This is a genomic window from Micromonospora sp. Utrum1 (genome assembly GCF_057197805.1).
Genome location: NZ_CM170071.1, coordinates 6,547,928 through 6,571,822 on the forward strand (window position 1 = coordinate 6,547,928; position 23,895 = coordinate 6,571,822).

The 23,895-nt window shown below is 76.0% G+C and carries 22 protein-coding genes; 10 read left to right on the forward strand and 12 right to left on the reverse strand.

The annotated features are described in order from the left end of the window. Window positions 1-27 precede the first annotated feature (27 nt). A complete protein-coding gene (locus AC0OLQ_RS30745) occupies window positions 28-1,407 on the forward strand; it encodes an FAD-dependent oxidoreductase (protein ID WP_484529104.1) in 1,380 nt (459 codons plus the stop codon). An 85-nt stretch (window positions 1,408-1,492) separates the two neighbouring features. After that, on the forward strand, window positions 1,493-2,914 hold the full coding sequence (locus AC0OLQ_RS30750; RefSeq protein WP_484529105.1) for a WGR domain-containing protein: 1,422 nt from the start codon (window positions 1,493-1,495) through the stop codon (window positions 2,912-2,914). Between the two features lie 43 nt (window positions 2,915-2,957). Here AC0OLQ_RS30750 and AC0OLQ_RS30755 read toward each other — a convergent pair whose 3' ends face one another. Continuing rightward, window positions 2,958-3,122 (reverse strand): hypothetical protein, encoded by a 165-nt coding sequence (locus AC0OLQ_RS30755; RefSeq protein ID WP_484529106.1) that lies wholly within the window; start codon window positions 3,120-3,122, stop codon window positions 2,958-2,960. An 88-nt stretch (window positions 3,123-3,210) separates the two neighbouring features. Between AC0OLQ_RS30755 and AC0OLQ_RS30760 the strand changes: the two genes are divergently transcribed. Continuing rightward, entirely contained in the window at window positions 3,211-4,086 is an 876-nt protein-coding gene (locus AC0OLQ_RS30760) for an aminoglycoside phosphotransferase family protein (RefSeq protein WP_484529107.1), read from the forward strand. Window positions 4,087-4,126: 40 nt separating this feature from the next. Here AC0OLQ_RS30760 and AC0OLQ_RS30765 read toward each other — a convergent pair whose 3' ends face one another. Continuing rightward, complete coding sequence (locus tag AC0OLQ_RS30765) at window positions 4,127-4,720, reverse strand: NADPH-dependent FMN reductase (RefSeq protein WP_484529108.1); 594 nt, start codon at window positions 4,718-4,720, stop codon at window positions 4,127-4,129. Between the two features lie 113 nt (window positions 4,721-4,833). On the opposite strand from AC0OLQ_RS30765, the gene AC0OLQ_RS30770 reads away from it, so the two are divergent. Further along, on the forward strand, window positions 4,834-5,667 hold the full coding sequence (locus AC0OLQ_RS30770; protein WP_484529109.1) for a helix-turn-helix domain-containing protein: 834 nt from the start codon (window positions 4,834-4,836) through the stop codon (window positions 5,665-5,667). Here the strand turns inward: AC0OLQ_RS30770 and AC0OLQ_RS30775 are convergent. Then, window positions 5,593-6,495 carry an Fpg/Nei family DNA glycosylase gene (locus AC0OLQ_RS30775; RefSeq protein WP_484529110.1) on the reverse strand — a complete coding sequence of 301 codons (903 nt, stop codon included), beginning with the start codon at window positions 6,493-6,495 and terminating at the stop codon, window positions 5,593-5,595. The two genes, AC0OLQ_RS30770 and AC0OLQ_RS30775, sit on opposite strands and share 75 nt — an antisense overlap. Before the next feature lie 138 nt (window positions 6,496-6,633). On the opposite strand from AC0OLQ_RS30775, the gene AC0OLQ_RS30780 reads away from it, so the two are divergent. After that, window positions 6,634-7,344 carry a thrombospondin gene (locus tag AC0OLQ_RS30780; protein WP_484529111.1) on the forward strand — a complete coding sequence of 237 codons (711 nt, stop codon included), beginning with the start codon at window positions 6,634-6,636 and terminating at the stop codon, window positions 7,342-7,344. Window positions 7,345-7,462: 118 nt separating this feature from the next. Here the strand turns inward: AC0OLQ_RS30780 and AC0OLQ_RS30785 are convergent, their stop codons facing one another. Next, window positions 7,463-7,825, reverse strand: a complete 363-nt coding sequence (locus AC0OLQ_RS30785; RefSeq protein WP_357339211.1) for a winged helix-turn-helix transcriptional regulator — start codon at window positions 7,823-7,825, stop codon at window positions 7,463-7,465. A gap of 104 nt (window positions 7,826-7,929) precedes the next feature. Here AC0OLQ_RS30785 and AC0OLQ_RS30790 point away from each other — a divergent pair, with 104 nt between their 5' ends. The 3 genes from AC0OLQ_RS30790 to rocD all read left to right on the forward strand — a co-directional run bounded on the left by AC0OLQ_RS30790 (window position 7,930) and on the right by rocD (window position 10,772). Beyond that, window positions 7,930-8,568 carry an NAD(P)-dependent oxidoreductase gene (locus AC0OLQ_RS30790; RefSeq protein ID WP_484529112.1) on the forward strand — a complete coding sequence of 213 codons (639 nt, stop codon included), beginning with the start codon at window positions 7,930-7,932 and terminating at the stop codon, window positions 8,566-8,568. 174 nt (window positions 8,569-8,742) lie between these two features. Further along, complete coding sequence (ddaH, locus tag AC0OLQ_RS30795) at window positions 8,743-9,558, forward strand: dimethylargininase (protein ID WP_357339346.1); 816 nt, start codon at window positions 8,743-8,745, stop codon at window positions 9,556-9,558. Next, window positions 9,558-10,772 (forward strand): ornithine--oxo-acid transaminase, encoded by a 1,215-nt coding sequence (rocD, locus tag AC0OLQ_RS30800; protein WP_484532476.1) that lies wholly within the window; start codon window positions 9,558-9,560, stop codon window positions 10,770-10,772. The genes ddaH and rocD overlap by 1 nt, the downstream gene beginning before the upstream one ends. Before the next feature lie 62 nt (window positions 10,773-10,834). Here the strand turns inward: rocD and AC0OLQ_RS30805 are convergent, their stop codons facing one another. Then, complete coding sequence (locus AC0OLQ_RS30805; RefSeq protein WP_484529113.1) at window positions 10,835-11,983, reverse strand: FHA domain-containing protein; 1,149 nt, start codon at window positions 11,981-11,983, stop codon at window positions 10,835-10,837. Between the two features lie 238 nt (window positions 11,984-12,221). On the opposite strand from AC0OLQ_RS30805, the gene AC0OLQ_RS30810 reads away from it, so the two are divergent. Beyond that, entirely contained in the window at window positions 12,222-13,001 is a 780-nt protein-coding gene (locus AC0OLQ_RS30810; protein ID WP_484529114.1) for a hypothetical protein, read from the forward strand. 49 nt (window positions 13,002-13,050) lie between these two features. Here AC0OLQ_RS30810 and AC0OLQ_RS30815 read toward each other — a convergent pair whose 3' ends face one another. The 5 genes from AC0OLQ_RS30815 to AC0OLQ_RS30835 all read right to left on the reverse strand — a co-directional run bounded on the left by AC0OLQ_RS30815 (window position 13,051) and on the right by AC0OLQ_RS30835 (window position 20,380). After that, window positions 13,051-14,103: a fatty acid desaturase family protein gene (locus AC0OLQ_RS30815; RefSeq protein WP_484529115.1), complete on the reverse strand. Its 1,053-nt coding sequence runs from the start codon at window positions 14,101-14,103 to the stop codon at window positions 13,051-13,053. 119 nt (window positions 14,104-14,222) lie between these two features. After that, entirely contained in the window at window positions 14,223-18,101 is a 3,879-nt protein-coding gene (locus AC0OLQ_RS30820) for an SCO7613 C-terminal domain-containing membrane protein (RefSeq protein WP_484529116.1), read from the reverse strand. A gap of 47 nt (window positions 18,102-18,148) precedes the next feature. Further along, window positions 18,149-18,469, reverse strand: a complete 321-nt coding sequence (gene cutA / locus AC0OLQ_RS30825; protein WP_357339198.1) for a divalent-cation tolerance protein CutA — start codon at window positions 18,467-18,469, stop codon at window positions 18,149-18,151. A 55-nt stretch (window positions 18,470-18,524) separates the two neighbouring features. Continuing rightward, window positions 18,525-19,547: a 1-acyl-sn-glycerol-3-phosphate acyltransferase gene (locus tag AC0OLQ_RS30830; RefSeq protein ID WP_484529117.1), complete on the reverse strand. Its 1,023-nt coding sequence runs from the start codon at window positions 19,545-19,547 to the stop codon at window positions 18,525-18,527. Beyond that, entirely contained in the window at window positions 19,547-20,380 is an 834-nt protein-coding gene (locus AC0OLQ_RS30835; protein ID WP_357339194.1) for a patatin-like phospholipase family protein, read from the reverse strand. The genes AC0OLQ_RS30830 and AC0OLQ_RS30835 overlap by 1 nt, the downstream gene beginning before the upstream one ends. Before the next feature lie 176 nt (window positions 20,381-20,556). On the opposite strand from AC0OLQ_RS30835, the gene AC0OLQ_RS30840 reads away from it, so the two are divergent. Next, on the forward strand, window positions 20,557-21,996 hold the full coding sequence (locus AC0OLQ_RS30840; RefSeq protein ID WP_484529118.1) for a serine/threonine-protein kinase: 1,440 nt from the start codon (window positions 20,557-20,559) through the stop codon (window positions 21,994-21,996). 3 nt (window positions 21,997-21,999) lie between these two features. On the opposite strand, the gene AC0OLQ_RS30845 is transcribed toward AC0OLQ_RS30840, so the two are convergent. Then, entirely contained in the window at window positions 22,000-23,118 is a 1,119-nt protein-coding gene (locus AC0OLQ_RS30845; protein WP_484529119.1) for a glycosyltransferase family 4 protein, read from the reverse strand. Between the two features lie 63 nt (window positions 23,119-23,181). After that, a complete protein-coding gene (locus tag AC0OLQ_RS30850) occupies window positions 23,182-23,853 on the reverse strand; it encodes a BON domain-containing protein (protein WP_484529120.1) in 672 nt (223 codons plus the stop codon). Between the last annotated feature and the right edge of the window lie 42 nt (window positions 23,854-23,895).

Consider the following 23,895-nt stretch of genomic DNA (forward strand, 5'->3'; position numbering starts at 1 on the left):
GCCGGGCGCGCGTGACAGGATGGCGTCGTGGCGGAGCGGATGGTCGTCGTCGGCGGGGACGCCGCCGGAATGGCGGCGGCGTCCCAGGCCCGCCGCCGCCGCGACCGTGACGACCTGGAGATCGTGGCCTTCGAGCGGGGCCGCTTCACCTCCTACTCGGCCTGCGGCATCCCCTTCTGGATCAGCGGGGTGGTGCCGGAGCGGGACCAGCTCATCGCCCGCGACCCGGCCACCTTCCGGGACAGGTTCGACATCGAGGTCCGGCTGCGGCACGAGGTCACCACCATCGACCTCGACCGCCGCGAGGTGATCGCCCGGGACCTGACGGGAGGCGGCGAGGTCCGCGCCGGCTTCGACACCCTGGTGTACGCCACCGGCTCGACCCCGATCCAGCCCGGGTGGGCCCGCGGCGGGCTGGCCGGGGTGTTCGGCATGCAGACCCTCGACGACGGCACCGCCCTGCTGGACTGGCTGGAACACGAGCCCCGGCCCCGCCGCGCGGTGGTGATCGGCGGCGGCTACATCGGGGTCGAGATGGCCGAGGCCCTGCTGCACCACGGGCTCAAGGTCGACCTGGTCGAGCAGGCCGACCAGCCGATGTCCACCGTGGACCCGGACATGGGCGAGCTGGTGGCCGAGGCGATGCGCAGCACCGGCATCGGCATCCGTACCGGCCTGACGGTCACCGGCCTCGAGGGGCGCGACGGCCGGATCGCCGCCGTGGTCACCGGCGAGGGGCCGATCCCGGCCGACGTCGTGGTGCTGGGCCTGGGCGTACGCCCGAACACCGCGCTCGGCGAGGCCGCCGGCCTGCCGATCGGTCCGTCCGGGGCGATCCGCGTCGACCGGCGGATGCGGGTGCCCGGGGTGCCCGGCGTCTACGCGGCCGGCGACTGTGTGGAGAGCCTGCACCGGGTCAGCGGCATGCCGGTGCACATCCCGCTCGGCACCCACGCCAACAAGCAGGGCCGGGTCGCCGGGGTCAACATCGGCGGCGGGTACGCGACCTTCCCCGGCGTGATCGGCACTGCCGTGACCAAGGTCTGCGAGCTGGAGGTCGGGCGGACCGGCCTGCGCGAGCGGGACGCCACCGCGGCCGGCTTCGAGTTCGTCGCCGTGCTGGCCGAGTCGACCAACCGGGCCGGCTACTACCCGGGCGCCCGGCCGATGACCGTGAAGCTGCTCGCCGAGCGGCCCAGCGGCCGGCTGCTGGGGGCGCAGATCGTCGGCTGGTCCGAGGCGGCCAAGCGGATCGACGCGCTGGCCGTCGCGCTGTGGAACAACATGACGGTCGACGACATGACCGCGCTCGACCTGGGCTACGCGCCGCCGTACGCCCCGGTCTGGGACCCGGTGCTGATCGCCGCCCGCAAGGCAGTCGACGCCCTCACCCACTCCGGCCGCTGACCGGACGACCCGATCTTTGTCGGGGGGCGGCGTTAACTTGGGCGGGCTGTCGCCGTTTCCGGCCCTTCCCCTCGGAGGCACCCCCATGTCGCAGGAGACGACCTACCTCGAACTGTCCGAAGTGGACGGAGGAGCGCACAAGTTCTACGAGGTCGTGGTCGACGACACCACGATGACCGTGCGCTACGGCCGGATCGGCGACCAGGGCCAGGTGAAGTGCAGCAGCTACCCGGACAACGCCCGCGCCCGGGCCGCCGCCGCGAAGAAGATCGGCGAGAAGGTCCGCAAGGGATACGCGCCCGCGGTGCCCGGCGTACGCCAGAAGCGGACGGTCTCCCGTCGGCAGATCGTCAGCACCCGCTCCACGGCCCGCACCGCCCCGGTCCTCTGGCGCTACGCCTCGGGCGCGCCCGCGTTCGGCATCTTCATCGACGGGCAGAGCTGCATGGTGGGCAACGAGCACGGCGTGATCACCACGCTGGACCACGACGCCCGGGTGCTGCACCAGGTCCGGCTCCCCGACGGGGTGAAGTGCATCGTCGCCGACGACGCCTGGATCTACGCGGGCTGCGACGACGGCAACGTCTACGACCTCTCCGGCAAGGTGCCCCGGGTGGCCTACGCGATCGCCCCCGACATCGACATCTACTGGCTCGACATCCACGACGGCGTGCTGGGCGTCTCCGACCGCGAGGGCGGCATCGCCGCCGTCGACCACGAGGACGAGTTCCTCTGGCGGCGGCCGGGGCGGGGCCGGTCCGCCTGGATGGTGCGCTGTGACACCGACGCCCTCTACCACGGCCACTCGCAGGGGGTCACCGGCTACGACTGGCGGACCGGGCGGGAGCTGTGGCACACCCGCACGGGAGCGGTGCTCTTCGGCTGGCAGGAGCGCGACGCCGTGTTCGCCGGCACCGGCACCCGCGAGGTGGTGCGGCTGCGCAAGGACGGGCGGGCCGAGCGGACCTACCGGTGCGATGCCGCGGTCTTCTCCTGCGCCACGGCCGAGGGCGGCCGATACGTCTTCGCCGGCGACAGCGCGTCCTCGATCTACTGCTTCGACGAGGCCGGCAACCGGTTGTGGAAGCTCGGCACCGGCTGCGGCTCGGCGTACTCGATGCAGTACCACGACGAGCGGCTCTACGTGGTCACCACCGGCGGCTACCTGGCCTGCATCGACGCCAGCGAGCCGGCGATCCGGGCCGCCGAGGCGGGCAGCGTGCCGGAGGTGGTCGACGTGAAGGCCCCGGCCCGGCTGCCCGAACCGGCCGCCTGGACCAGCGTGGAGGTGACCACCGACGACCGGTCCGGCGTGATGGTGCAGTGCGTCGAGCAGGGCGGCCGGATGCGCATCCACGTCCTCTCCGACGGCTACCGCCGCGACTGGTCGGTGCAGTTCCCGAAGGGGATCCGCGAGCCGGGGGCGCGCTACCTGGTCACCGAGGTCCGGGAGTCCGGCCGCGGCGGCTTCTACCGGGCCTACGGCGACATCCGCCGGCTGGGCTGAACGGCTCCGGTCCGGGGGCGCTGCGGGACCGCCCCCGGACCGGTCACCGGCAGGTCCAGCGCACCGGCCGGACCTGGTCGTCGGACTCGAGCTTCCCGCCGAGCACCCGGCCGTCGTCGCTGAAACTGGTCACGTACGCGAGCCGGCGCAGCGCCGGCAGGCGGGCGGTGACGTACTCGATGTATTCCTGGTCCGATGCGTCCGGCATCCGGCCACCTCCGTGGGGTTCGCTGTTCCAGACGGCATCGAGCGGGAAACGGTTGTACGCGACCGCCACCGGCACCCAGGATGGTCGGATGCGTCTGGAGATCCCCGAGGGGCTGCGCTGGACGGAACGGTATCCGGCCGGCCGGGAATGGCTCGCCACCCTGCCGGACCGGCTGGCGGAGTGCGTCGAGGGCTGGGAGCTGCGGGTCGGCCCACCCTTCGAGTACGCGTCGCTGGCGTCGCTGGCGTTGCCGGCGGAACTGCCGGACGGCACACCGGCGGTGCTGAAGCTCCAGTACCCGGACGACGACAGCGTGCACGAGGCGACCGCGCTCGCTCACTGGGGCGGCCGGGGCGCGATCCGGCTGCTGGCCCACGACCCCGAGCGCCGGGCGCTGCTGGTCGAGCGCTGCCTGCCGGGAACGCCGCTGCACGGGCTGCCGCCCGACGCGGCGCTCGACGTGGCGGTCGGGCTGCTGCCCCGGCTCGGCGTGCCGGCCGGCCCGCCGTTCACCCCGCTCGCCGAGGAGGCGGCCGGCTGGGCCGAGCGGCTGCCGGCCAAGTGGGAGCGGCTGAACCGGCCGTTCGAGCGGCGGCTGCTGGATGCCGCGCTCGGGCTCCTCGCCGAGCTGGTGCCCAGCCAGGGCGAGCAGGTGCTGGTCAACCAGGACCTGCACGCCGGCAACGTGCTGGCGGCCACCCGCGAGCCGTGGCTGGTCATCGACCCGAAGCCGCTGGTCGGCGAGCGGGAGTTCGCGGCGGTGCCGCTGGTGCGCGGGCCCGAGCTGGGGCACTCCCCCGCCGCGGTCCGGCACCGGCTGGACCGGCTCAGCGCCGAGCTGCGCCTGGACCGGGAGCGGGTGCGCGGCTGGGCGGTTGTGCACACGCTGGCCTGGAGCATCGGCGAGGACGAGGTCTTCCCGCAGCAGGTCGAGACGGTCCGCTGGCTGCTCGCCGGGGCGTGACCGGCTCCCGGGGGACCGGTCACGCCCCGAGGCGTGGCGGTCAGGCCGGGTACGGGGCCGCCTCGCGTGCCGCCCCCAGGGCTCCGGCCCACCAGGCGAGCTGGTCCAGCAGGGTCTTGGCGTATCCGGACGCGGCGGGGTCGAGCGGCTGGCCGTCCGCCCACCCGGTGAAGTAGTTCGGGAAGGCCAGCCCGTCGCGGATCGTCACGGCGTGCAGTTCGGTGAGCACGTTCTCCAGGTGCAGGACGGCGTGCCGGCCGCCCGCCGCGCCGCCGTAGCTGACGAAGGCCACCGGCTTGGCCGTCCACTGGGTGAAGTGCCAGTCGATGGCGGCCTTCAGCGCGGCCGGGTAGCTGTGGTTGTACTCCGGCGTGACCAGGATGAACGCGTCCGCGTCCGCCAGCCGGGAGGTCAGCGGCGCCATGGCCGCCGGGCGCGGGTACGCGTCGCCCGCGAACTTCGGTGACTCCGCCGGCAGTGCCAGCGGGATCTCGATCTCGGCGAGGTCGACGACGTCGACCTCGAAGCCGCCGTGCTCGCGCGCCCGCTCGGCGACCCAGGACGCGACGACCGGTCCGAACCGGCCCTCGCGGACGCTTCCGATGACAATGACCAACCTGTGCTTCTCGTTCATGCGGTCCACGGTCCGCCAGCGCGACGGCGGCAACCAGACCGGCTGCAGGCTGGCCCCCGCAGGGCCACGCTGCGCCGGCCGGGGCGGCCGGAATCCGACCTAGACTCTCACCCATGGGTACGCCACTGGGCGACTTCGTCCGCGCCAAGCGCGACAGCCTCCAGCCGGAGTCCTTCGGCCTGCCCGACCGGGGCCGGCGCCGCTCCCCGGGCCTGCGCCGCTCGGACCTGGCCGCCCGCGCCGGGGTCAGCGTCGAATACCTCACCCGCATGGAGCAGGGTCGGGACCGCAACCCGTCGCACGCGGTGCTGAACGCGCTCGCGGACGCCCTGAGCCTGGACGCCCGGGAGCGAAACCACCTGCGCTACCTCGCCAAGATCACCGGTGGGGCCTGCCCCGGGCACCGGCCGCCGGCGCCGCCCAACCGTGAGGTCCGGCCGACCGTGCGGGAGACCCTCCGGCTGCTCGAACCCGGGATGGCCTTCGTCACCAACCGCCTGGGCGACGTGCTCGCGTACACGAGCGCGTTCGAGCTGGTGATGGGCGGGATCGGCCTGCTCGACGCCGAGGCGCCGAACTTGACCCGCTACGTGTTCACCGACCCGCGCGCCCGCACGGTGTTCCCGGACTGGGACCAGGTGGCCGACGAGCGGGCCTTCGACCTGTGGCTCGGGCCGTCCGCGGAGGCCTCCGAGTGGTTCCGGGTCCAGCTTGCCCCCGTCGCCGGGCCGGAGTTCACCCGACGGCTCCAGCAGCACCTGCCACCGCCCCAGGTCCCGCTCCGGCTCGACCATCCCGCCGCGGGCGAGCTGCGCTGGCACCGGGAGAAGCTGGAGCTGCCGAGCGCCGACGCCCAGGAGCTGGTCGTCCTGCTACCCGCCGACGAGACGACCGCGCAGGCGGTCGAGCGGCTCCGGCACGGACGCGCGCTTCGCGCGGTCGGCTGACCGGGCCGACGGGCGCCGCCGGCCGGCCTGGCAGGTCGGGCACCAGTAGAGGTTGCGGCCGGCCAGCTCGCCGCGGCTGACCTCGGTGCCGCAGACGTGGCAGGGCGCGCCGGGGCGGCGGTAGACGTACACCTCGCCGCCGTGCCGGTCGACCCGGGGCGCCCGCCCCATCGCCTCCGGCAGGTGATCGTCCCGCACGGTGTCGATCCGGCCCCGCTCGACGGCGACGGTCATCAGCGCGACCAGGTCGGCCCAGAGCTCCGCCCAGCCGGCCGGGCTGAGGTCCCGCCCGGGCAGCAGCGGCGGCAGCCCAGCCCGGAACAGCGCCTCGACCACGAAGATCAGGCCGGTGCCGGCCACCACCGACTGGTCCAGCAGCAGCGCCGCCAGCGGGGTGGGGCTGCGCCGGATCCGGGCGTACGCCCGCTCGGGGTCGGCGTCGGCGCGCAGCGGGTCGGCGCCAAGCCAATCGCGCAGCGCGGCCACCTCGGGCGGGGTGAGCAGTTCGCACGCGGTCGGCCCGCGCAGGTCCAGCCAGTGCCGGTCACTGCTCAGCCGCAGCCGGATCTGCCCGACCGGGGGTGGCGGCTCGCCCGGGCCGTCGGTGACCTTGCCGTAGAGCCCCAGGTGGACGTGCAGGGTCAGCTCGCCGGCGTAGTGGTGCAGCAGGTGCTTGCCGTACGCCTCGGTGCCCTCCAGGAGGGTGCCGGTGAGCCGGGCCGCGCCCTCGGCGAAGCGGCCCTGCGGGCTGGCGGCGTGCACCTTGTCGCCGGCGAAGAGCTCGGCGTGCCGGGCCGCCAGGCGGTGGATGGTGTGTCCCTCTGGCACGACGGCAACGGTAGCCCGCCGGCCCGGACGCCGCCGACCAGGAGAGGCACTGGGCGTCGACGGGTGTCGACCTGTCCGCCACGGGGTAACTCCTGACTGTGAAGCGCGGTCTCCGCGCCGGAGATCAGGAGGTGTCCAGTGAAGATTCTGTCCCGCCGGAGCGGTCCGGCGCGAACCGATGACGTGAACGGCGACGGGGTGGTCGACGACCGCGACCGGGTCGGCGATCGGGCGGACGACCGGCCGGTGGTGACCGGCCGCGACGAGGAGCGGACCACCTACCGCAGCGCCGCCACCGCGACCGACGACGAGCGCGCCACCGACGCGGAGCGGCGCGCGGCGGATCGGGCCGCGGCGGCCCGGGCGGCCACCGCCCGCCCGACCGGCCCGGACGGCCGGCGCACCCACACCGTCGAGCCGGACCCGACCCTGGAGCGCACCGTCGACCTGGACGGAGACGGCCGGCCGGACCGGACCGTCGACCGGGATCCGGCGGTGGAGCGGGTGGAGCCGGTGACGACGAAGCGGCCCCGGGCCAGCCTGCTCGCCACCCTCGGCCTGATCGTGTCGGTGGTCGGCGCGCTCTTCGTGCTCTCCGGCACCCTCGCCGGCTACGGCATCGGCCTCGGCGCGGTCGGCGCGGTGCTCGCCGTGTTCGGCCTGATCGCGACCCGCCGCCGGCACGTGGCCGGCAAGACCGACGCGTTGATCGGCGTGGCCGTCGGCCTCGCCGCCGTTGTGCTCGGCATCGTGGCGATGACCGGCCAGTTCGACTGGCCGACCACCGACGGCGACTGGGTGGGCCGGTTCCGGGAGTGGCTCGACTCACAGTTTGCGGATCTCTTCTGACGGGCAGTTTCCCGGTCGCCGGCGCAGCGCCGGCACGCCCGATCAGCTCTGGTGGTTCACCAGCCGGGCACACCTCTTTCGGGGGCGGCGGTTCGCCGCCCCCGAAGTATGTCCGGGGTCAGTCGGCGGCCGCGGCCACGCCCTCGCGGGCGTCGAGCAGTTCCTCCCAGTGCTCCCGGGCCCAGGCGCAGGCGACGTCCATCGGGCCGAGCAGGCTGCGCCCCAGCGGGGTGAGCGCGTACTCGACCCGACCGGGCAGGACGGCGCGCCGGACCAGCCCGTCGGCTTCGAGCCGGCGCAGCGACCGGGTCAGCACCTTGGCGGTGATGCCGCGCAGCGGCACCCGCAACTCGGAGAACCGCCGGGGCCCGCTCTCCAGGCAGCGGACCACCATCCCGGCCCACTTGTCCCCGAACCGGATCGGTGACAGGTCCGAGGGGCAGAGCTCGTCGAACATCTCCGGGTCCAGCGGCGCGGCCATCCGCCCACCGTAATCGGTATCCGGGTGGAAACCGGCCCCCCGGATAGCGTCCGCCCGGACGGCCGGCGACCCCGCCGGCCAGGGCGACGAGGAGAGGTACGTCGATGAGCAGGATCATCATCTTCGGGGCCGGCGGCCGAGCCGGCCGGGCGACGGTAGGGGCGGCCCGCGACCGGGGCCACGAGGTGACCGCCGTGGTCCGCGACCCGGCTCGCCACCCGGACCTGGCGGCCGACGGCGGGGTGCGGGTCACCGCTGGGGACGTCACCGACGCTGACCGGGTCGCCGGCCTGATGGCCGGGCACGACGCGGCGGTGCACGCCGCCGCCGACCTGGCCGCGCCGCCGGACGTCTTCTTCCCGGCCGCGGCCCGGGCCACGCTGGCCGGGTCGCGTCGGGCCGGGGTGGGCCGGCTGGTGGTGGTCGGGCTCGCCTCGGTGCTGCCGACGGCCGACGGCGTGCCGCTCATGGACACGCCGGGCTACCCGCAGGAGTACCGGGGCTTCTACCTGGGGCACGCGGCCGGCGCCGAGGTGCTGCGCCGGACGGGTGGGGACGTCGACTGGCTGGTGCTCAGCCCGGGCGGCGACTTCGACCACGGCGGGACGCCCGCGGGCCGGTACCGGTTCGCCCCGGCCCGGGCCGAGAGCCGGATCACGTACGCGGACCTGGCGCTGGCCCTGCTCGACGAGATCGAGCGGCCGGCGCACCGGCGGGTGCACCTGGGAGTGGAGCGCGGCTGACAGCGTGAACGCAACGATCCGCCGGCAGCAACCAACCAGACGCAACGATCCGTCGCCGTACGCAACTTCTTGCGGTGGATGTCGTCGGCCAGGGGCGCATACCGTTGGACCACGGCGCCAGCCCGTGGGCCAAGGTGGCCGGGCGCGCCCGACCCCTGGGAGCACGACATGACGATGGACGCCACCCGCCAGCGCTTTCTGATGTGCCGGCCGACGTACTTCGCCGTCGACTACGCGATCAACCCGTGGATGGACCCCACCGCCCCGGTCGACGCCGACCTGGCGATCCGGCAGTGGGAGCAGCTCCGCCAGACCTACCTCGACCTGGGCCACGAGGTCGAGCTGATCGACCCCGTCGGCGGCCTGCCGGACATGGTCTTCGCGGCCAACGGTGGCACGGTGATCGACGGTAAGGCCATGGCAGTGCAGTTCCGCGACCCGCAGCGCGCCGACGAGGCGCCCGCCTACCGGGCCTGGTTCGAGGCAGCCGGCTTCGAGATGTACGACCCGAAGCACGTCAACGAGGGTGAGGGCGACGTCCTGCTGGTCGGCGACCACCTGCTCGCCGGCACCGGCTTCCGCACCGCGCACGCCTCCCACGCGCAGCTCCAGGAGGTCTTCGGCTACCCGGTGATCACCATGCAGCTCGTGGACCCGCGCTTCTACCACCTGGACACCGCGCTCACCGTGCTCGACGAGCGGACCGTGGCGTACCTGCCGGAGGCGTTCTCTCCGGGCAGCCGGGCGGTGCTGCGCCGGCTCTTCCCGGACGCGGTCCACGCCACCATGGCCGACGCGGAGGTGCTGGGGCTGAACGCTGTCAGCGACGGGCGGCACGTGGTGCTGCCCGCGCAGGCCACCGACCTGGCCGCGAAGCTGCGCGACCGGGGCTACGAGACCATCGGTATCGACCTGTCCGAGCTGCGCAAGGCCGGCGGCGGACCGAAGTGCTGCACGTTGCGACTCCGTCAGGGAAAGGCAGTCAAGTGATCATCGACGACATGCTGCGGACGCCCTCCGCGGTACGGGACGCGGAGCGTCACACGGCGCACAACTACCACCCGCTGCCTGTGGTGATCTCGTCGGCCGAGGGCGCCTGGCTGACCGACGTGGACGGCCGGCGCTACCTGGACTGCCTGGCCGGCTACTCGGCGCTGAACTTCGGCCACCGGCACCCGAAGCTGATCGAGGCCGCGCACGCGCAGCTCGACCGGCTCACCCTGACCAGCCGCGCGTTCATCCACGACCAGTTCGCCGACTTCTGCCGCGAGCTGGCCGCGCTCTGCGGCAAGGAGCTGGTGCTGCCGATGAACACCGGCGCCGAGGCGGTGGAGACCGGCATCAAGGTCGCCCGCAAGTGGGGCTACCAGGTCAAGGGCGTGACCCCGGGCCAGGCCAACATCGTGGTCGCCGAGGGGAACTTCCACGGCCGGACCACCACCATCGTCAGCTTCTCCACCGACGAGGACGCCCGCGCCGACTTCGGGCCGTACACGCCGGGCTTCACCGTGGTCCCCTACGGCGACCTGGCGGCGCTGACCGCCGCGATCGACGAGAACACCGTGGCCGTGCTGCTCGAGCCGATCCAGGGTGAGCAGGGCGTCGTGGTGCCGCCGGAGGGCTACCTGCCGGGCGTGCGCCAGGTCTGCACCGACCGGAACGTGCTCTTCATCGCCGACGAGATCCAGTCGGGCCTGGGCCGCACCGGCACCACGTTCGCCTGCGAGCAGGAGGGCGTCGTCCCGGACATGTACCTGCTGGGCAAGGCGCTCGGCGGCGGCATCGTGCCGGTCTCGGCGGTCGCCGCGAACGCCGACGTGCTCGGGGTGCTCAAGCCGGGCCAGCACGGCTCGACCTTCGGCGGCAACCCGCTGGCCTGCGCGGTCGCCACCGAGGTGGTCCGGCTGCTGGCCACCGGCGAGTTCCAGCGGCGCTCGGCCGAGCTGGGCGAGCGGCTGCACGCCGGCCTGCGTGGCCTGGTCGGCAAGGGCCTCGTCGCGGTCCGGGGCCGGGGCCTCTGGGCCGGGCTGGACATCGACCCGGCGCTGATGACCGGCCGGGAGGCCTGCGAGCGGCTGATGGAGCGGGGCGTCCTGGCCAAGGACACCCACGGCTCGACCATCCGGCTCGCCCCGCCGCTGGTGATCACCGAGGAGGAGATCGACCACGCGGTGGCGCAGCTCGCCGCCGTGCTGGCCGGCTGATCCGCGTACGCGAGGGAAGGGCGCCGGGACCACAACGGGTCCCGGCGCCCTTTCGCGTCGCGTCAGGGACGCGGCAGCCGCATGGCCATGGTCGGCGCCTCGGCCATCACCGAGGTCGGGCTGAACTTGGCGTCGCTGGCCACCTCGTCGGCGCGGCCGATCTGCACGCCCGGGTAGAGCTCGACGAGGTCGCCCTCGCCCACCACCCGGGACTGCTGCGGGGCCAGTGTGATCCGGTCCGGTTCGGCCATCGAGCCGCCCGGCCGGATGCCGGAGCCGTTGGTGCTGGTGTCGGTCACCACCACCTCGCCCACCCGCAGCTCGAACCGGACGTGGTTGCGGCTGATCCAGCGCCGCGCCTCGTCGTTGAGCCACTGGCCGAGCACGATCCCGCCGGTGGCCTCCGGCGCCCGCCCGACCAGCACCGGCTGGGTCTCGGTGAGCACGAACCGCCGCCGGACCAGCCCGCCGATCCGCACCGCCAGCACCGCGGTACGCGGCCGCGGCCCGGCGTCGCCCAGCCGGGCGCCGTGCCGGGGGCAGGTCGGTACGCCGTTGCGCAGCGCGGGTGGCGGCTGCCCGGCCGGGGCGCGGTCCACCCGGGCCAGGTCGGCGAAGGAGCCTCCGCCCCCGCCGCCGCCGAACAGCGCGCACCCGGGCTCGGGGCAGCGCCACTGCCGGGCGAGCAGCTTCGTGCCGGCCGGCGAGCGGCTGCCGGAGACCGGGCTCTGCCCGCCACCGACGTGCGCGATGAAGACCGGGCCGCCGGCCCCCGGCACCGGGGCGAGCACCCGGCCGGGCTGGCCGAGCCACGGCCAGCGCCCACCCAGCCCGTCGAACCGGACCCGGCTGAGCACCGGCAGGCCGAGCAGGTCGGCCACCTCCAGCATCCGGTCGCCGGGGTGGTCGAGCACCTCGACCAGGCCGTCGTCGGCCCAGCGCCGCACGACCATCCGCTCGTTGGAGGTCAGGTCCGCGTCGGAGAGCAGGGCCCGGTGCACGATCGCGTAGACCGGGACGCTGTCCTCCTCCAGCTGCCGGGACAGCGCGTCGATCACCATGCCGAGCCGCAGCAGGCTGGCCGGCCGCCCGCCGTCCAGGTCCTGCCAGCGGATCACCTCGGCCAGGTCGACCACGGCCCGGGCCAGCGAGGGATCGGTGCAGACCCGACCCTCGATGGCGTCCAGCACCTTGCTGATCTCGAATCTCATGCCGCGCTCCGGACAGTGTCGTCGATCCGCCGGGTCGGGGCCGGCCGCCCCGCCTCGGCTCGCACCGCCGCCGCGGTGAGCAGGTCTGCCATGCGACGACCCTACCGGCAGCGCCGACGGGCGCCATTTCACGCACGCCGGAATCGACCCTCGCCGCTCGCCGGTGGCGGCTAGGCTGACCGCCGGCCCGGCCGGGAACGGCCGCGCCGCCCACCCTTCGCTGAGGAGACGAACCACGATGAAGACACGACGGCTGGCGACCACGGGGGTCGCGCTCGTCACCGTCCTCGGTCTCGGCCTGACCGGATGCGGCAGCCGGACCGGCGCGGACGCGTCAGCCGACCGGGGCGCCGCCGCGGCGTCGGCGAGCCCGACGGCCGAGCCGACCACCGAGCTGACCGCGGCGATCCAGCGGCTCAACGAGCAGAGCATGCGGGTCAAGGTCAGCTCGTCGATGCTCACCGCCACCGGGGTTGCCGACCCGACGGCGCGGACCATGGACGTAACCCTCAGCCTCGGCGAGCTGGGCGGGGTGCACAGCCTGGTGATCGGCAACGACGCCTACCTGAAGCTGAGCGGGCTGCTCGGCAAGCAGCTGGGCGGGTCGAAGAAGTGGCTGCACATGGACGCCGGCAACCTCTCCGGCGGGCAGCTGGGCCTCATGCCGGCCGACGACCCGGGCGGGGTGAAGAAGCTGCTCTCGGCCGTGGTCGACGTGCGGCGCACCGGCGACCGGTCGTACGCCGGCACGCTCGACTACACCCGGACCGGGGCCGACCCGAAGTCGCTGGCGGCGGCGGGCGACAAGGCTAAGGCCGTCCCGTTCACCGCGACCGTGGACGAGGGGGGTCGGCTCACCGTCTTCGAGATGGACCTGGGTCCGATCAACCCGATGCTCGGCATGATGACGGCCAGCTACACCGACTTCGGCGCGCCCGTGCGGCTCAGCAAGCCCGCGGCGGCCGACACCGAGGAGGCCCCGGCGGAGCTCGCCCAGGCCTTCACCGGCGGTTCCTGAGCCGGTGCCGGGCGGGGGGCGACCAGCGCCTCCGCCCGGTCCGGCCGGCTCAGCCCTGCCGCAGCGGGCGGCCCACCTCGTGCAGGTGCGCCAGCGCCTGCCGGTACGACTCGAACAGCCCCGTCTCCGCGTACGGGATGCCCTGCTCGGCGCAGTAGGCACGGACGATGGGCCGGGCCCGCCGCAGGTTGGCCCGGGGCATGTTCGGGAAGAGGTGGTGCTCGATCTGGTAGTTGAGCGCACCCAGCGCCACGTCGACGAACCGCCCGCCGCGCACGTTGCGCGAGGTCAGCACCTGCTTGCGCAGGAAGTCGAGGTCGTCCTCGGCGGTGGGCATCGGCATGCCCTTGTGGTTCGGGGCGAACGCGCAGCCCATGTAGAGGCCCCACAGCCCCTGGTGGACGGCCGCGAAGAGCAGCGCCCGGCCGGGCGACATGACCGCGAACAGCAGGCCGAGGTAGCCGACGGCGTGCGCGAGGAGCAGCAGCCCCTCCACCGCGCGGCGGCGGACCGGGGTGCGCCACCGGCCGTCCGGCTCCCGGCCGACCACCGCCCGCACGCTGGCCACGTGCAGCGCCAGCCCCTCCAGCAGCAGCAGCGGGAAGAACAGCCACGCCTGCCGCCGGGCCATCCACCGGCTCACTCCCCGGGTCGCCGTCGCCTGCTCGTACGTCCAGACCAGCGCGCCCGCCCCGACGTCCGGGTCCTCGTCGGCGTGGTTCGGGTTGGCGTGGTGCCGGTTGTGCTTGTCCACCCACCAGCCGTAGCTCAGCCCGACCGCGAGGTTCCCGGCGACCAGGCCGGCGGCCTCGCTCGGGCCGCGCCGGCGGAACATCTGCCGGTGGCCGGCGTCGTGCCCGAGGAACGCCACCTGGGTGGTGGCCACCGCCATCACCGCCGCCAGCGGCAGCTGCCACCAGGAGTCGCCGACCGCCACCACCACGGCCCAGCCGGCCAGGAAGGCGCCCAGGGTGAGCGCGATCCGGGCCGCGTACCGGCCGGGTCTGCGGTCGAACAGGCCGGCGGCGGCGACCCGGCGGGACAGTCGCGCGTAGTCGCTGCCCCGCCGTGCCGCCGGCGCCGTCAACGTCGATGAGGTCATCCGATCCCCGCTCCCGGTCGGTCTGCCACGCCGTCGGCGCGACTCTGTGTAACTGATTCTGCCCGGATCAACTGCGCTGGGTAATCCCGGCAACCCCCCAGCTCGGGGTGGTGCTAGCCCTACCCCATCCGGCCCACCGCGGCCCGGAGCCGGTCCAGGTCCCGGCGGCGCCGCTCGTAGGTGGCGGCGAGGGCGATCAGCGCCAGGCCGCCCAGGCCCAGGAAGATCCAGCGGGGCAGCAGGTCCCAGCCCCGGGCCAGCTCGTGCAGGGCCAGCGGGACCAGGGTCGCCGCGCCCAGCAGGACCGGCGCCTGCCAGCGCCGGACCGCCCCGCCGAGCACCGCGCCGAGCGCCGCCAGGCCGAGGGCCAGCCGGCGGGCCGGCTGCGGGTCCGGCGCGGCCAGCACCGAGACCAGGCTGGGCAGCAGCGCCGCGCCGAGCCCCGGGCCGAGCGCCAGCCAACTGTTCAGCCCCGGGCGCGACCGCAGCGCGAGCAGGCCCGCGCCGAGGGCGAGCGCCGCAGCCGGCAGGGTGTACGCCTCCAGCACCGCCACCCCACCGGCGGCCAGCAGCAGCCAGCCGCCGAGCAGTTCGCTGCCGCCGGCGACCGCGGCGAGGCCCCACCGCCGGGCCGGCGTCTCGTCCCGGCGCAGCACCCGGACCGCCACGGCCACGCCCCACAGCACGCAGACCGCCGCCGCGTGCCGCAGCGCGCCGCCGGTGAGCAGCAGCGCCAGCAGGGCCACCGCCTGCGCCGCCGCCTCCAGCGCCACCGCCGCGGTCGCCGCGCTCATGCGATCCGGACGGGTCGCATCGCCCGCCCGGGCCGGACCGGCAGCATCAGCCGCGCCCGCCGGACCGACCCCATCACCGGCACCCGCCGGACCGGCCGAATCACCGGCACCCGCCGGGCCGGCCGAATCACCCGCGCCCGCCGGACCGGCCGAATCACCCGCACCCGCCGGACTGACCGCATCACCGGCGTCCGCCGGACCGGCCGACTGCGCCCCAGCCGCGCCGGGCGCGTCGGCGGTCCGGGCGCGCAGCGCCGGCGCCGCGTGCAGGGTCACCACCGCGACGGCCAGCACCGCGAACCCGGCGGTACGCAGCGGCAGCCCGCCGGCCAGCGCCGCGGTGAACGCGAAGCCCGTGGCCGCCGCCACGGCGCCCAGCCAGCCGGCCAGGCGGACCTCGGCCCGCCGCCCGGCCGCCCCCGCCACGGCCGCCGCGACGACCAGCACCCCCAGCCCGGCCAGTGTCCCGGCCCGGGTGGCGACGAGGCCACCCAGCCCGAGGGCCGTGAGGGCGAGCCCCAGCGGCAGCAGGACCGGCAGCGCCGCCGGGCGCGGGCCGGCCAGCGCGGCCAGCAGCAGCGCGGCCACCCCGGTCCCGAAGACCAGGGCGGGCACCACCGGCCACGGTGCGCCGGCCGCCGCCAGCAGCATCGGCAGAGCCACCGCGCCGAACGGCAGCGCGGCCAGCGCGGGCAGCCAGCGGCCGCCGCTCCGACGGCTCCCGCTCGGCGCGTCCGACGCCGCGCCGCGACCCGGCGCCGTCGCGATCCGGGCGTACGCCGCCGCGGCGGCCCCGAGCAGCAGCAGCACCAGCCCGGGGCGGGCCGCCGCCGGCGAGGGCTCGACGGCGGGCACCCCGGACCAGGGCCGGACGGGCAGGTCCAGCAGCACCGCCAGCGCGACCGGGGTGGCGGCCACCAGCGCCAGGCCGGCCAGCGCGGCGCCCACCGCCCGCGGGGCGGGACCGGGTCTGGCGCCGCCCCCGGCAGCCAGCGCCAGCAGCGCCCCGACGGCGGCGTAGAGCGCCACCGGTTCCGCGCCCGGTACGACCAGCGGCCCGAGGCCGACCGCCGCGAGCGCCACGGCGAGGCCGGTCGAGGCGTGCCCGTGCAGGTCGGGCCAGTGGCGGCGGACGGCGAGGACGGCGACCAAGGGCACCCCGACGGCGACGGCCGCGCCGCGGAGCTGCCACCAGGGCGGCGCGCCGAGGCCGAACAGCGCGACGGCCACCACCGCCGGCACGGCGAGCAGCGCCACGGCCAGCGCCACCCCGGCGATGACCGGCTGCGCGCCCCGGCCCCGGCGGCCCCGCGCCGCCACGGTCGTGCCGAGCGCGGCCAGGACGGCGAGCGTGGCGACCGCGCCGGCCGGCGCGGCGCAAGCGACCAGCAGGGCGTGCCCGAGCAGGCCGGCCGCGGTGAGCGCGGCGCCCACCACGGTCGGGTACCGGCGGCGCGGCCGGGCGACCACCGCGAGCAGCAGCACGGCGGCCGCGGCCAGGTCGGCGACCAGCACCAGCGGCCACGGGGTGGCCACCACGGCCGGCGCGGCCAGCACAGCCAGCGCGCCGCCGACCACCCCGACCAGCGGCCGGGCGGCCCGGGGCGCGAGCAGGGCGACCGCCCCCGCGGTGAGCAGCACGGCCACCGGGAGCTGCCACCCCCAGGACGGGACCGGAGCGGCCCGCCCGCCCTGCCAGGCCGGGAACGCGGCGGCCGCGGTGGCGGCGGCGACCAGCCCGGTGAGGACGGTGACGACCTGACCCAGGCCGGCGGCCACCAGGAGGGCGCCCAGCCGGGGGCCGGTCCGCGGCCCCGCCGGCAGCGCCCGGACCGCGCCGGCCAGCGCGGTCCGCGGCCCCGCCGGCAGCGCCCGGACCGCGCCGGCCAGCGCGACCACCACCAGCCCCGCCGCCAGCAGCAGCAACCCGGGCCGCAGCGCGGCGACCGGCCGGATCAGCGCGGCGGCGAGCACCACCACCAACAGCCCGCCGGTGACGACCCGGTGGGTCCGGCCGCCCGCCGCCAGCGCCCCGGCGACCAGGGCGAGCGCCACCACCAGCAGCGGACCGCCGGCCAGCAACGGGGTGCCGGCCGCGCGCCCGAGGACCAGCGGCACCAGCGCGCAGCCGGCCGCCAGGACCAGCGCGACGCCGTGCCCGACCCAGCCGAGCACCCATCCGGCGCGCCGGGCCGGCGATGCGCCGGCCGGGAGCGGCGCGGTCACGCCGGACGGCGGTGCGGCGGCCGGCCCCCCGCCGGCCGCCGCTCCCCCGATCCGCGCCCCCGGGTCGGGCTGAACCGGCCCCCCGCCGGCCAACCCGCCCCCACCGGTCCCCACCGGCGCCGGGACGCCGCCGGCCAGCCCGGCCCTGCCGCGCAGGGCGACCACCACCACGAGGTCGCCCAGCGCCAGCGCGGTCAGGACCAGCGCCCAGCCGGCGGCGGACGGCTCGGCGGCCGCCGCGGCCAGGGGCAGCACCGGCTGGGCGGTCAGCAGCGCCGCGAACCAGGGCACGGTCAGCCGGCTCAGCCGCGCGTACCCGGCCGCGACCGCCGCGCCGATCCCACCGACCAGCGCGGTGTACCGGCTGCCCGGCCAGCCGGCCACCCCGAACAGGTCCACCGACCAGGCGGCGTACCCGTCGAGGAGCACCAGGAGCAGGCCCACCGCGGCGAACGTCTCGGCGGTGCCGCGCAGCCCGCGCGCCCGGGCCACCAGCGGCGCGGCGAGCGCCAGGGCGGTGACGGCGAGCAGGATCAGCGCCCGCCCGGTGACCCCGAACGCGGCCCAGGCGACCGCGGTGAAGACCACCGCCGCGGTGCCGAGCAGCAGTCCACCGAGGACGAAGAGCAGGCCCTGCACGGCGCGGGTGGAGGTCTCCGCGCCGCCGGGGCGTACCGGTGCGGGGGCCGGCTGCGGGCGCACCGGCGGGGCGGGCACGACCGAGCGCGGCGCCGGGATCTCCAGGCGGATCCGGGCGGCCAGCTCAGCCCGCCGCTGCCGGGCCGTGGACAGCCGCCCGGCCAGCTCCTGGTACGCGACCCGGGCCGCCTCAACCCGCGGGGCCAGCCCGGCGATCTCCCGGTCCAGCCCGACCACCTCGGCGGCCGGCGGGTACGGGGGCCGGCCGCAGCCGGGACAGCCGGAGGCGAGGTCGGCGGGAGCGCCGCAGCCGGGGCAGGGGTAGCCGGTGTTCTCCACCCCGCCAGCATCGTGACCGGCCGGGCGGGCGGACAGAGTAGGCGTACCTAGGGGCGGGTGTGGTCGTGCACCCAGGCGGCGTAGTCCGGGTTGCCGCTCTCCACCCGGGTGACCAGGATCTCCGGCACCTCGTACGGGTGGTTGGCGCGGATCTGGTCGACCAGCGCGTCCACCCGGTCCGGCGCGGTCTTGAGCTGGACCGACCACTCGGCCGTGGTCTGGATCGCCGACTGCCACCAGTAGGTGCTGTCCACCTGCCCGCCGACCTGGGCGCACGCCGCCAGCCGGCCGGCGACGGCCGCGGCCGCCAGCACGTCCGCGACGGCGCGGGCGTCCACCACCGTCGTCACCACGCAGATCTGCTCCACCAGCGCACCCTACGTGGCGCTCCGGCCGGTCCGCTGCACGCGCACCGTACCGGTCTCAGTCGGCGGTCGCCCCGTCCCGGCTGGCGGCGATCCACCGGTCGATGCGGGCCCACCAGTCGAACAGCCAGTCGATGCGCTCCTGCCTCCCGACCGGCACCTCCTCCGGCGGGACCGACCAGAACCGCATCACGATCCGCTTGTCCATCGGCAGCTCGCGCCACACGTCGGCGACGGTGACCATCTGGTCCAGCCCGGTGTGCGCCACGAAGATCACCCCGGCGTCCGGGGCGGCGTCGAGGGCGGCGAGCAGCCCGCCAGGCTGCGGGGCGAGCACGTGCCGCATCCGTTCGGCACGCAGCGCCATCCGCTCCAGGCCGAGGGCGCGCAGCCGGGCGATGGCCCGCAGCCGGCGCTTCGGGGTGAAGTTGCCGCCCTCCGGAAAGATCACGAACGCGTCGTCGTCGTCCAGGCCGGTGGCGAGGTGGCCGACCTGCCGGATCGCCGACTCCCGCCCGTCCGGGCCCGGCGCGATGAACCGGTTGGGCAGGCGGTTGAGCAGGACGTCGATCGCCGGGTCCCACTGGAGGGTCTCCTTGAGCACGATCCGCGGCTCCCGGTGGAACCAGTTGACCAGCGCGTGGATCAGGATGAACGAGTCGCCCGGCCCGGCGTGCCGGCAGAGCACCAGCTCGGGGCGGCCGGGCAGCGCGGTGTCCGGGTCGGTGCCGACCACGTCGATGCGCAGCCGCAGCGTCCACCGGGCCTGCCAGAACAGCACCCGCAGGAAGTGGCCGGCGAGCACGTAGTGGGCCCGCTGGAAGGCCGGCGACCGCTTGTGCGCGCCGAAGCCCGAGGCCAGCCAGAGCACGAAGAGGGCGAGCAGCGCGGCCGCGTCCCAGACCAGGTAGACCGTGCCGATCCAGAGCAGCCGCAGCGGGCGCAGCCGCCCCGGCACCAGCGGCGACGCGGCCAGGGCCAGCAGCGCCCAGGCCGGCAGGGTGGTCACCACGATGACGGCGAGCAGCACCACGCCGGGCGCGAGCAGCATCCGGCGTAACCACCGCGGCGGCAGTGGCATCAGCGCTCCAGCGCGGTGTCCAGGTAGCGGCGCGAGGCGGTGTACGCCCGGCTGATCCGCCGCCCCACCGCCGCCATGTCCCGGTACGCCCACGGGCTGTCGTCACGCGGATCGAGGCCGCCGGTCGGCAGCACGTGCACCGCCACCCCCTCCGGCAGCGCCGCCATCTCCCGGGCGAACCGGTGCCGGCGGGCGATCTCGAACGCCACCTGGGCGATCTCCCAGGGCCGGCGGGGCGGGCTCAGCTCGCGCTCGATCCGGCCCACCTGGAGCACGAAGATCTGCGTCGCGCCGGCCACGACGGCCTCGCCGACCGGGATCGAGTTGACCACCCCGCCGTCGATGTAGTGCAGCCCGTCGATCTGGGCCGGCGGCAGCAGCCCGGGCACCGAGGCGGAGGCGAGCACCGCCGGCACCACCGGTCCGCTGTGGAACCAGTGCTCGGCGGCGCGCTCGATGTTCGCCGCGCAGCAGCGGAACGGCACCTTCAGGTCGGCGAAGGTGGTGTCCGCGCCCAGTTCGCTCTCCAGCAGCCGGCGCAGCGGCCGGGGCGAGTGCAGGTGGGTACGCGCCGCGAAGCGGCGCAGCTGCCGGGCGACCGAGTCGCCGTACACCTCGCTCGCCTCCGGCGAGGCCCAGAGCCGGACCAGCCGGTCGGTGACCGCCTCGCTCGGGTCGGCGGCGACCAGGGCGCCGTTGACCGCGCCGATGGAGGTGCCGAGCACCATGTCGGGCTTGATCCGGGCCCGAAACAGGGCGCGGAGCATGCCCACCTCGACCGCGCCGAGCACTCCCCCGCCGCCGAGCACGAACGCCACCGGACCGCCTGCCATGCCGTTCATCCTGGCACGCGCCGCGCAACCCGCCCTCGGAGCCGTTCCCGGCCGGCCGTGCCGGTCACCGGGCGCGATCGGCCCGGCGCGGGACGCGATCAGGGAACGGACACCCGTTGACACGCCGGACACATTCGCGCAACCTGATACCGCTCCCAAGCCCAGGCAGGTGCGATGTGAAGGCGACGCTGCACGCCGGCCGGCTGCTGGCCCGCAGGTACCGGCTCATCGACCAGATCGGGGCCGGCGGCATGTCGGTGATCTGGCGGGCCCGCGACGAGGTGCTCGACCGGGTGGTGGCGGTCAAGGTGCTCGCCCCCTCACTCGCCGCCGACGCCCGGTTCCGCGACATGGTGCGCGAGGAGGCCCGCTCCGCCGCCCAGCTCGTCCACCCGCACGTCACCGCCGTGCACGACTACGGCGAGACGGTGGCGCCGGACGGGTCGATCACCTCGTTCGTGGTGATGGAGCTGCTCAGCGGCGAGGAGCTGGAGCACCGCCTCACCGAGGGGCCGCTGCCCTGGCCGGCGGCGCTGGAGACCGGCGCGCAGGTGGCCGAGGCGGTGGCCGCGGCGCACCGGCTGGGCATCGTGCACCGCGACATCACCCCGGCCAACGTGATGATGACCCGGGTCGGCGCCAAGGTGCTCGACTTCGGCATCGCCACCCGGGTCGGCGCGCCGGACGAGGACGAGGACGGCGGCACCTTCGGCACCCCGGCCTACGTGGCGCCGGAGCGGCTGGACGGGTCGCCGGCCCAGCCGGCCACCGACGTCTACTCGCTGGGGGTGCTGCTCTTCGAGACGCTGACCGGGCAGCCGCCGTACCCGGCGGACACCTGGGAGCAGCTCAGCGCGGCGCTGGCCGAGGGTGCCGCGCCCACGCTGGACGGCGTACCCGGGCTGCCCGCGCCGGTCGCGGAGATCTGCCTGCGCTGCCTGGCCCGCGACCCGCGGCGGCGGCCCACCGCGCACCAGGTGGCGGCGGTGCTGCGCGACCAACTGCTGCCCGCCGACCCGCAGGCCGCCACCATGCTGGCCCCGACCGTGACCCTGCCGGCCCTGCCCACCCCGGCGCCGGCGCCGCCCGCGGACCCCGCGCCCGGCCCGGCCGGGGCGTCCCGGCGCCGCCGGGCACTGCCCCTGGTCGCGGCCGGCGTGGTGGTGGTCGCGGGCGCCGCGCTGCTGGTGCCCGCCCTGGTGCCCGACGACCAGGGGCCGCCGCGGGTGTCGCCGACCGCCGGGCCCGTGCTGGCACCGTCCACGGCGCCGAGCCACGGCACGCCGACCACCCCGCCGCCGGCCGGCCCTACCCGCCGGCCGGCGACCGCCGCGCCGACCCCACCGGCCGGCACCGGCCTGGTCGAGGCGGCGCACCGGGTGGAGGGGCTGATCGAGGCCGGGCTGGCGGACGGCCAGATCCGCGGCGACGTCGGCGTGGACCTGCGCAACCTGCTGCGCAACGCCACCGCCGCGACCGGCGACGGCGGGCTGACCGCCGCCGTGGACCGGCTCCGCGGGAAGATCGCCGACCGGCAGCGCGAGGGCAGCATCAGCCCCGGGTACGCCCGGCAGCTCGACGCCGCCGCCGCGGAACTGGCGACGGGACGCACCTGACGGTCAGCGGGTGACCGGCCGGGCGGGCTCGCGCTGCCCCGCCAGGTCGGCCCGGTCGGCCAGGAAGCTCCGGTACACCGACTCGTAGCCGACGGCCATCCGGTCGACCGAGAAGTGTTCCGCGACGTGCATGATGCAGTCGCCCGGGTCGAGACGGGACGCCTCGCGCAGCGCCGCCGGCAGCTCCTCCGCGCGGTCGCGGACGAACCCGGTGACCCCGTCCCGGACCAGCTCCGGCACGGCGCCCCGGCGCAGCGCCACCACCGGCGTGCCGGTCGCCATCGCCTCCACCATCACCATGCCGAACGGCTCCGCCCACTGGATCGGCATGATCAGGCAGCGGGCGTCGAACAGCAGCCGCTGGGTGGCCTCCCGGTCGGCGTTGAGCACCACGGTGACATCCTCCTCCAGCAGCGGCTCGACCACCTGCTCGAAATAGCGCCGCTCGGCGGGCTCGTTGCACTTGCCGGCCAGTGTGAGCGACAGGCCGGCCGCCCGGCAGGCGCGGATCGCGACGTCGGGGCCCTTGTCCGGGCTGAACCGGGCCAGCCAGAGCACCGGCCCGCGGCCCGGGTTGCGCTTGCGCGGGACCTCCCGCAGCGCCATCGCGTTGTGCACCGTGCCCACCCAGGGCAGGCCCGGGTTGGCCCGGCGCTGGGCGTGCGAGATCGCCACCAGGCCCACCCCCTCGTCGGTGTTGCTGAGCACGGTGCCGTACTCGCCCACCGGGTTGCCGTGCACGGTGGCCACGGTGGGCACCCGGCGGCGGCCGGCGAGCAGCGGGCCGATCGTGGTGTGGTCGTGCACCAGGTCGAAGTCGGCCGGGTCGACCAGCCGGTTGACGTGGGCCAGGTGGGCCAGCTCGGGCAGCGACTCACCGAGCCGGGCGTACTGCAGGTCCGCGCAGGTGGAGACGAAGTCGCCGGCGGTGCCGTTCTCCTGGCCGGCGCCGAACAGGGTCACCGCGTGCCCGCGGTCGACCAGGGCGTCCACCAGCCCGGCCACCAGGTGCTCCAGGCCGCCGTAGCCGGCCGGCGGCACGGACAGCCAGGGCGGGACCACCATGGCGATCCGCACGGGCCCGGCCCGCGGGCGGTCCGACGACGGCTGGTTCACGGCCACGAGTCCTCCCCGATGTCCCCCGGCGTCGGCGGTTTCCCGACGCTCCGGGCGGTAAACGGTGCCTCAGCCGGCCACCAGGATCCGGTCGTGCACCTCCCGCACGCCCGGCGTGGCCCAGGCCGCCCGTTCGGCCTCCTCCCGCTGCCACCAGGAGCGGACCACCCCGTCGAGCAGCACGGTGTCCCCGCTGACCCGCACCTCGATGCGTTCGGTGCCGGTCCGCCGGAGCAGCACCCGTTGCAGGTCGCGGCGGTTCTGCTCGTCGCTGGGCGGGATGGGCGGGCGCACCTCGACCAGGTTGGTCACCCCGCGTACGCCGCGCAGCCGGCGCAGCTCCCGCTCGGCGGTGCGGCGCTGGAAGCCGTACTCCACCTCGCCGCGGAGCATGACCCAGCCGTCGGCGACGGTCACGTCGAGCCGCTCGGCGGGGACGAAGCTGTCCCACTCCAGGGCCCGGCTGGCCGCGATCGCGATGTCGGCGTCGGTGCGCTCCTCGGTCGCCGGCAGCTGTACCTCCAGGTCGCTGGCGACGGCGCGGACGCCGCGGACCCGGTGCGCGCAGCGCTCGGCGGCCCAGCGCCGGGCGTAGCTGTCGACCTGGCCGGTCAGCGTGACCACGCCGTCGGCGACGGTCACCCCGATCTCGGTCGGCCGGGTCTGCGCGTCCCAGTCCAGCTCGGCGAGCACGTCCCGCTGGATGTCCTGGTCGGTACGGACGGCGGAGGTGGTCGTCATGCCCCGAGGGTGCCGCCGGACGGGGTGAGCCGTCCTCACCCG

What these genes read in the sequence shown, in the direction of transcription:
- AC0OLQ_RS30750 (WP_484529105.1), top strand. Translation starts at nt 1,493, where the DNA reads ATGTCGCAGGAGACGACCTACCTCGAACTGTCCGAAGTGGACGGAGGA.
- AC0OLQ_RS30755 (WP_484529106.1), bottom strand. Translation starts at nt 3,122, where the DNA reads ATGCCGGACGCATCGGACCAGGAATACATCGAGTACGTCACCGCCCGC.
- AC0OLQ_RS30760 (WP_484529107.1), top strand. Translation starts at nt 3,211, where the DNA reads ATGCGTCTGGAGATCCCCGAGGGGCTGCGCTGGACGGAACGGTATCCG.
- AC0OLQ_RS30765 (WP_484529108.1), bottom strand. Translation starts at nt 4,720, where the DNA reads ATGAACGAGAAGCACAGGTTGGTCATTGTCATCGGAAGCGTCCGCGAG.
- AC0OLQ_RS30770 (WP_484529109.1), top strand. Translation starts at nt 4,834, where the DNA reads ATGGGTACGCCACTGGGCGACTTCGTCCGCGCCAAGCGCGACAGCCTC.
- AC0OLQ_RS30785 (WP_357339211.1), bottom strand. Translation starts at nt 7,825, where the DNA reads ATGGCCGCGCCGCTGGACCCGGAGATGTTCGACGAGCTCTGCCCCTCG.
- AC0OLQ_RS30790 (WP_484529112.1), top strand. Translation starts at nt 7,930, where the DNA reads ATGAGCAGGATCATCATCTTCGGGGCCGGCGGCCGAGCCGGCCGGGCG.
- ddaH (WP_357339346.1), top strand. Translation starts at nt 8,743, where the DNA reads ATGGACGCCACCCGCCAGCGCTTTCTGATGTGCCGGCCGACGTACTTC.
- AC0OLQ_RS30805 (WP_484529113.1), bottom strand. Translation starts at nt 11,983, where the DNA reads ATGAGATTCGAGATCAGCAAGGTGCTGGACGCCATCGAGGGTCGGGTC.
- AC0OLQ_RS30810 (WP_484529114.1), top strand. Translation starts at nt 12,222, where the DNA reads ATGAAGACACGACGGCTGGCGACCACGGGGGTCGCGCTCGTCACCGTC.
- AC0OLQ_RS30815 (WP_484529115.1), bottom strand. Translation starts at nt 14,103, where the DNA reads ATGACCTCATCGACGTTGACGGCGCCGGCGGCACGGCGGGGCAGCGAC.
- AC0OLQ_RS30830 (WP_484529117.1), bottom strand. Translation starts at nt 19,547, where the DNA reads ATGCCACTGCCGCCGCGGTGGTTACGCCGGATGCTGCTCGCGCCCGGC.
- AC0OLQ_RS30835 (WP_357339194.1), bottom strand. Translation starts at nt 20,380, where the DNA reads ATGGCAGGCGGTCCGGTGGCGTTCGTGCTCGGCGGCGGGGGAGTGCTC.
- AC0OLQ_RS30850 (WP_484529120.1), bottom strand. Translation starts at nt 23,853, where the DNA reads ATGACGACCACCTCCGCCGTCCGTACCGACCAGGACATCCAGCGGGAC.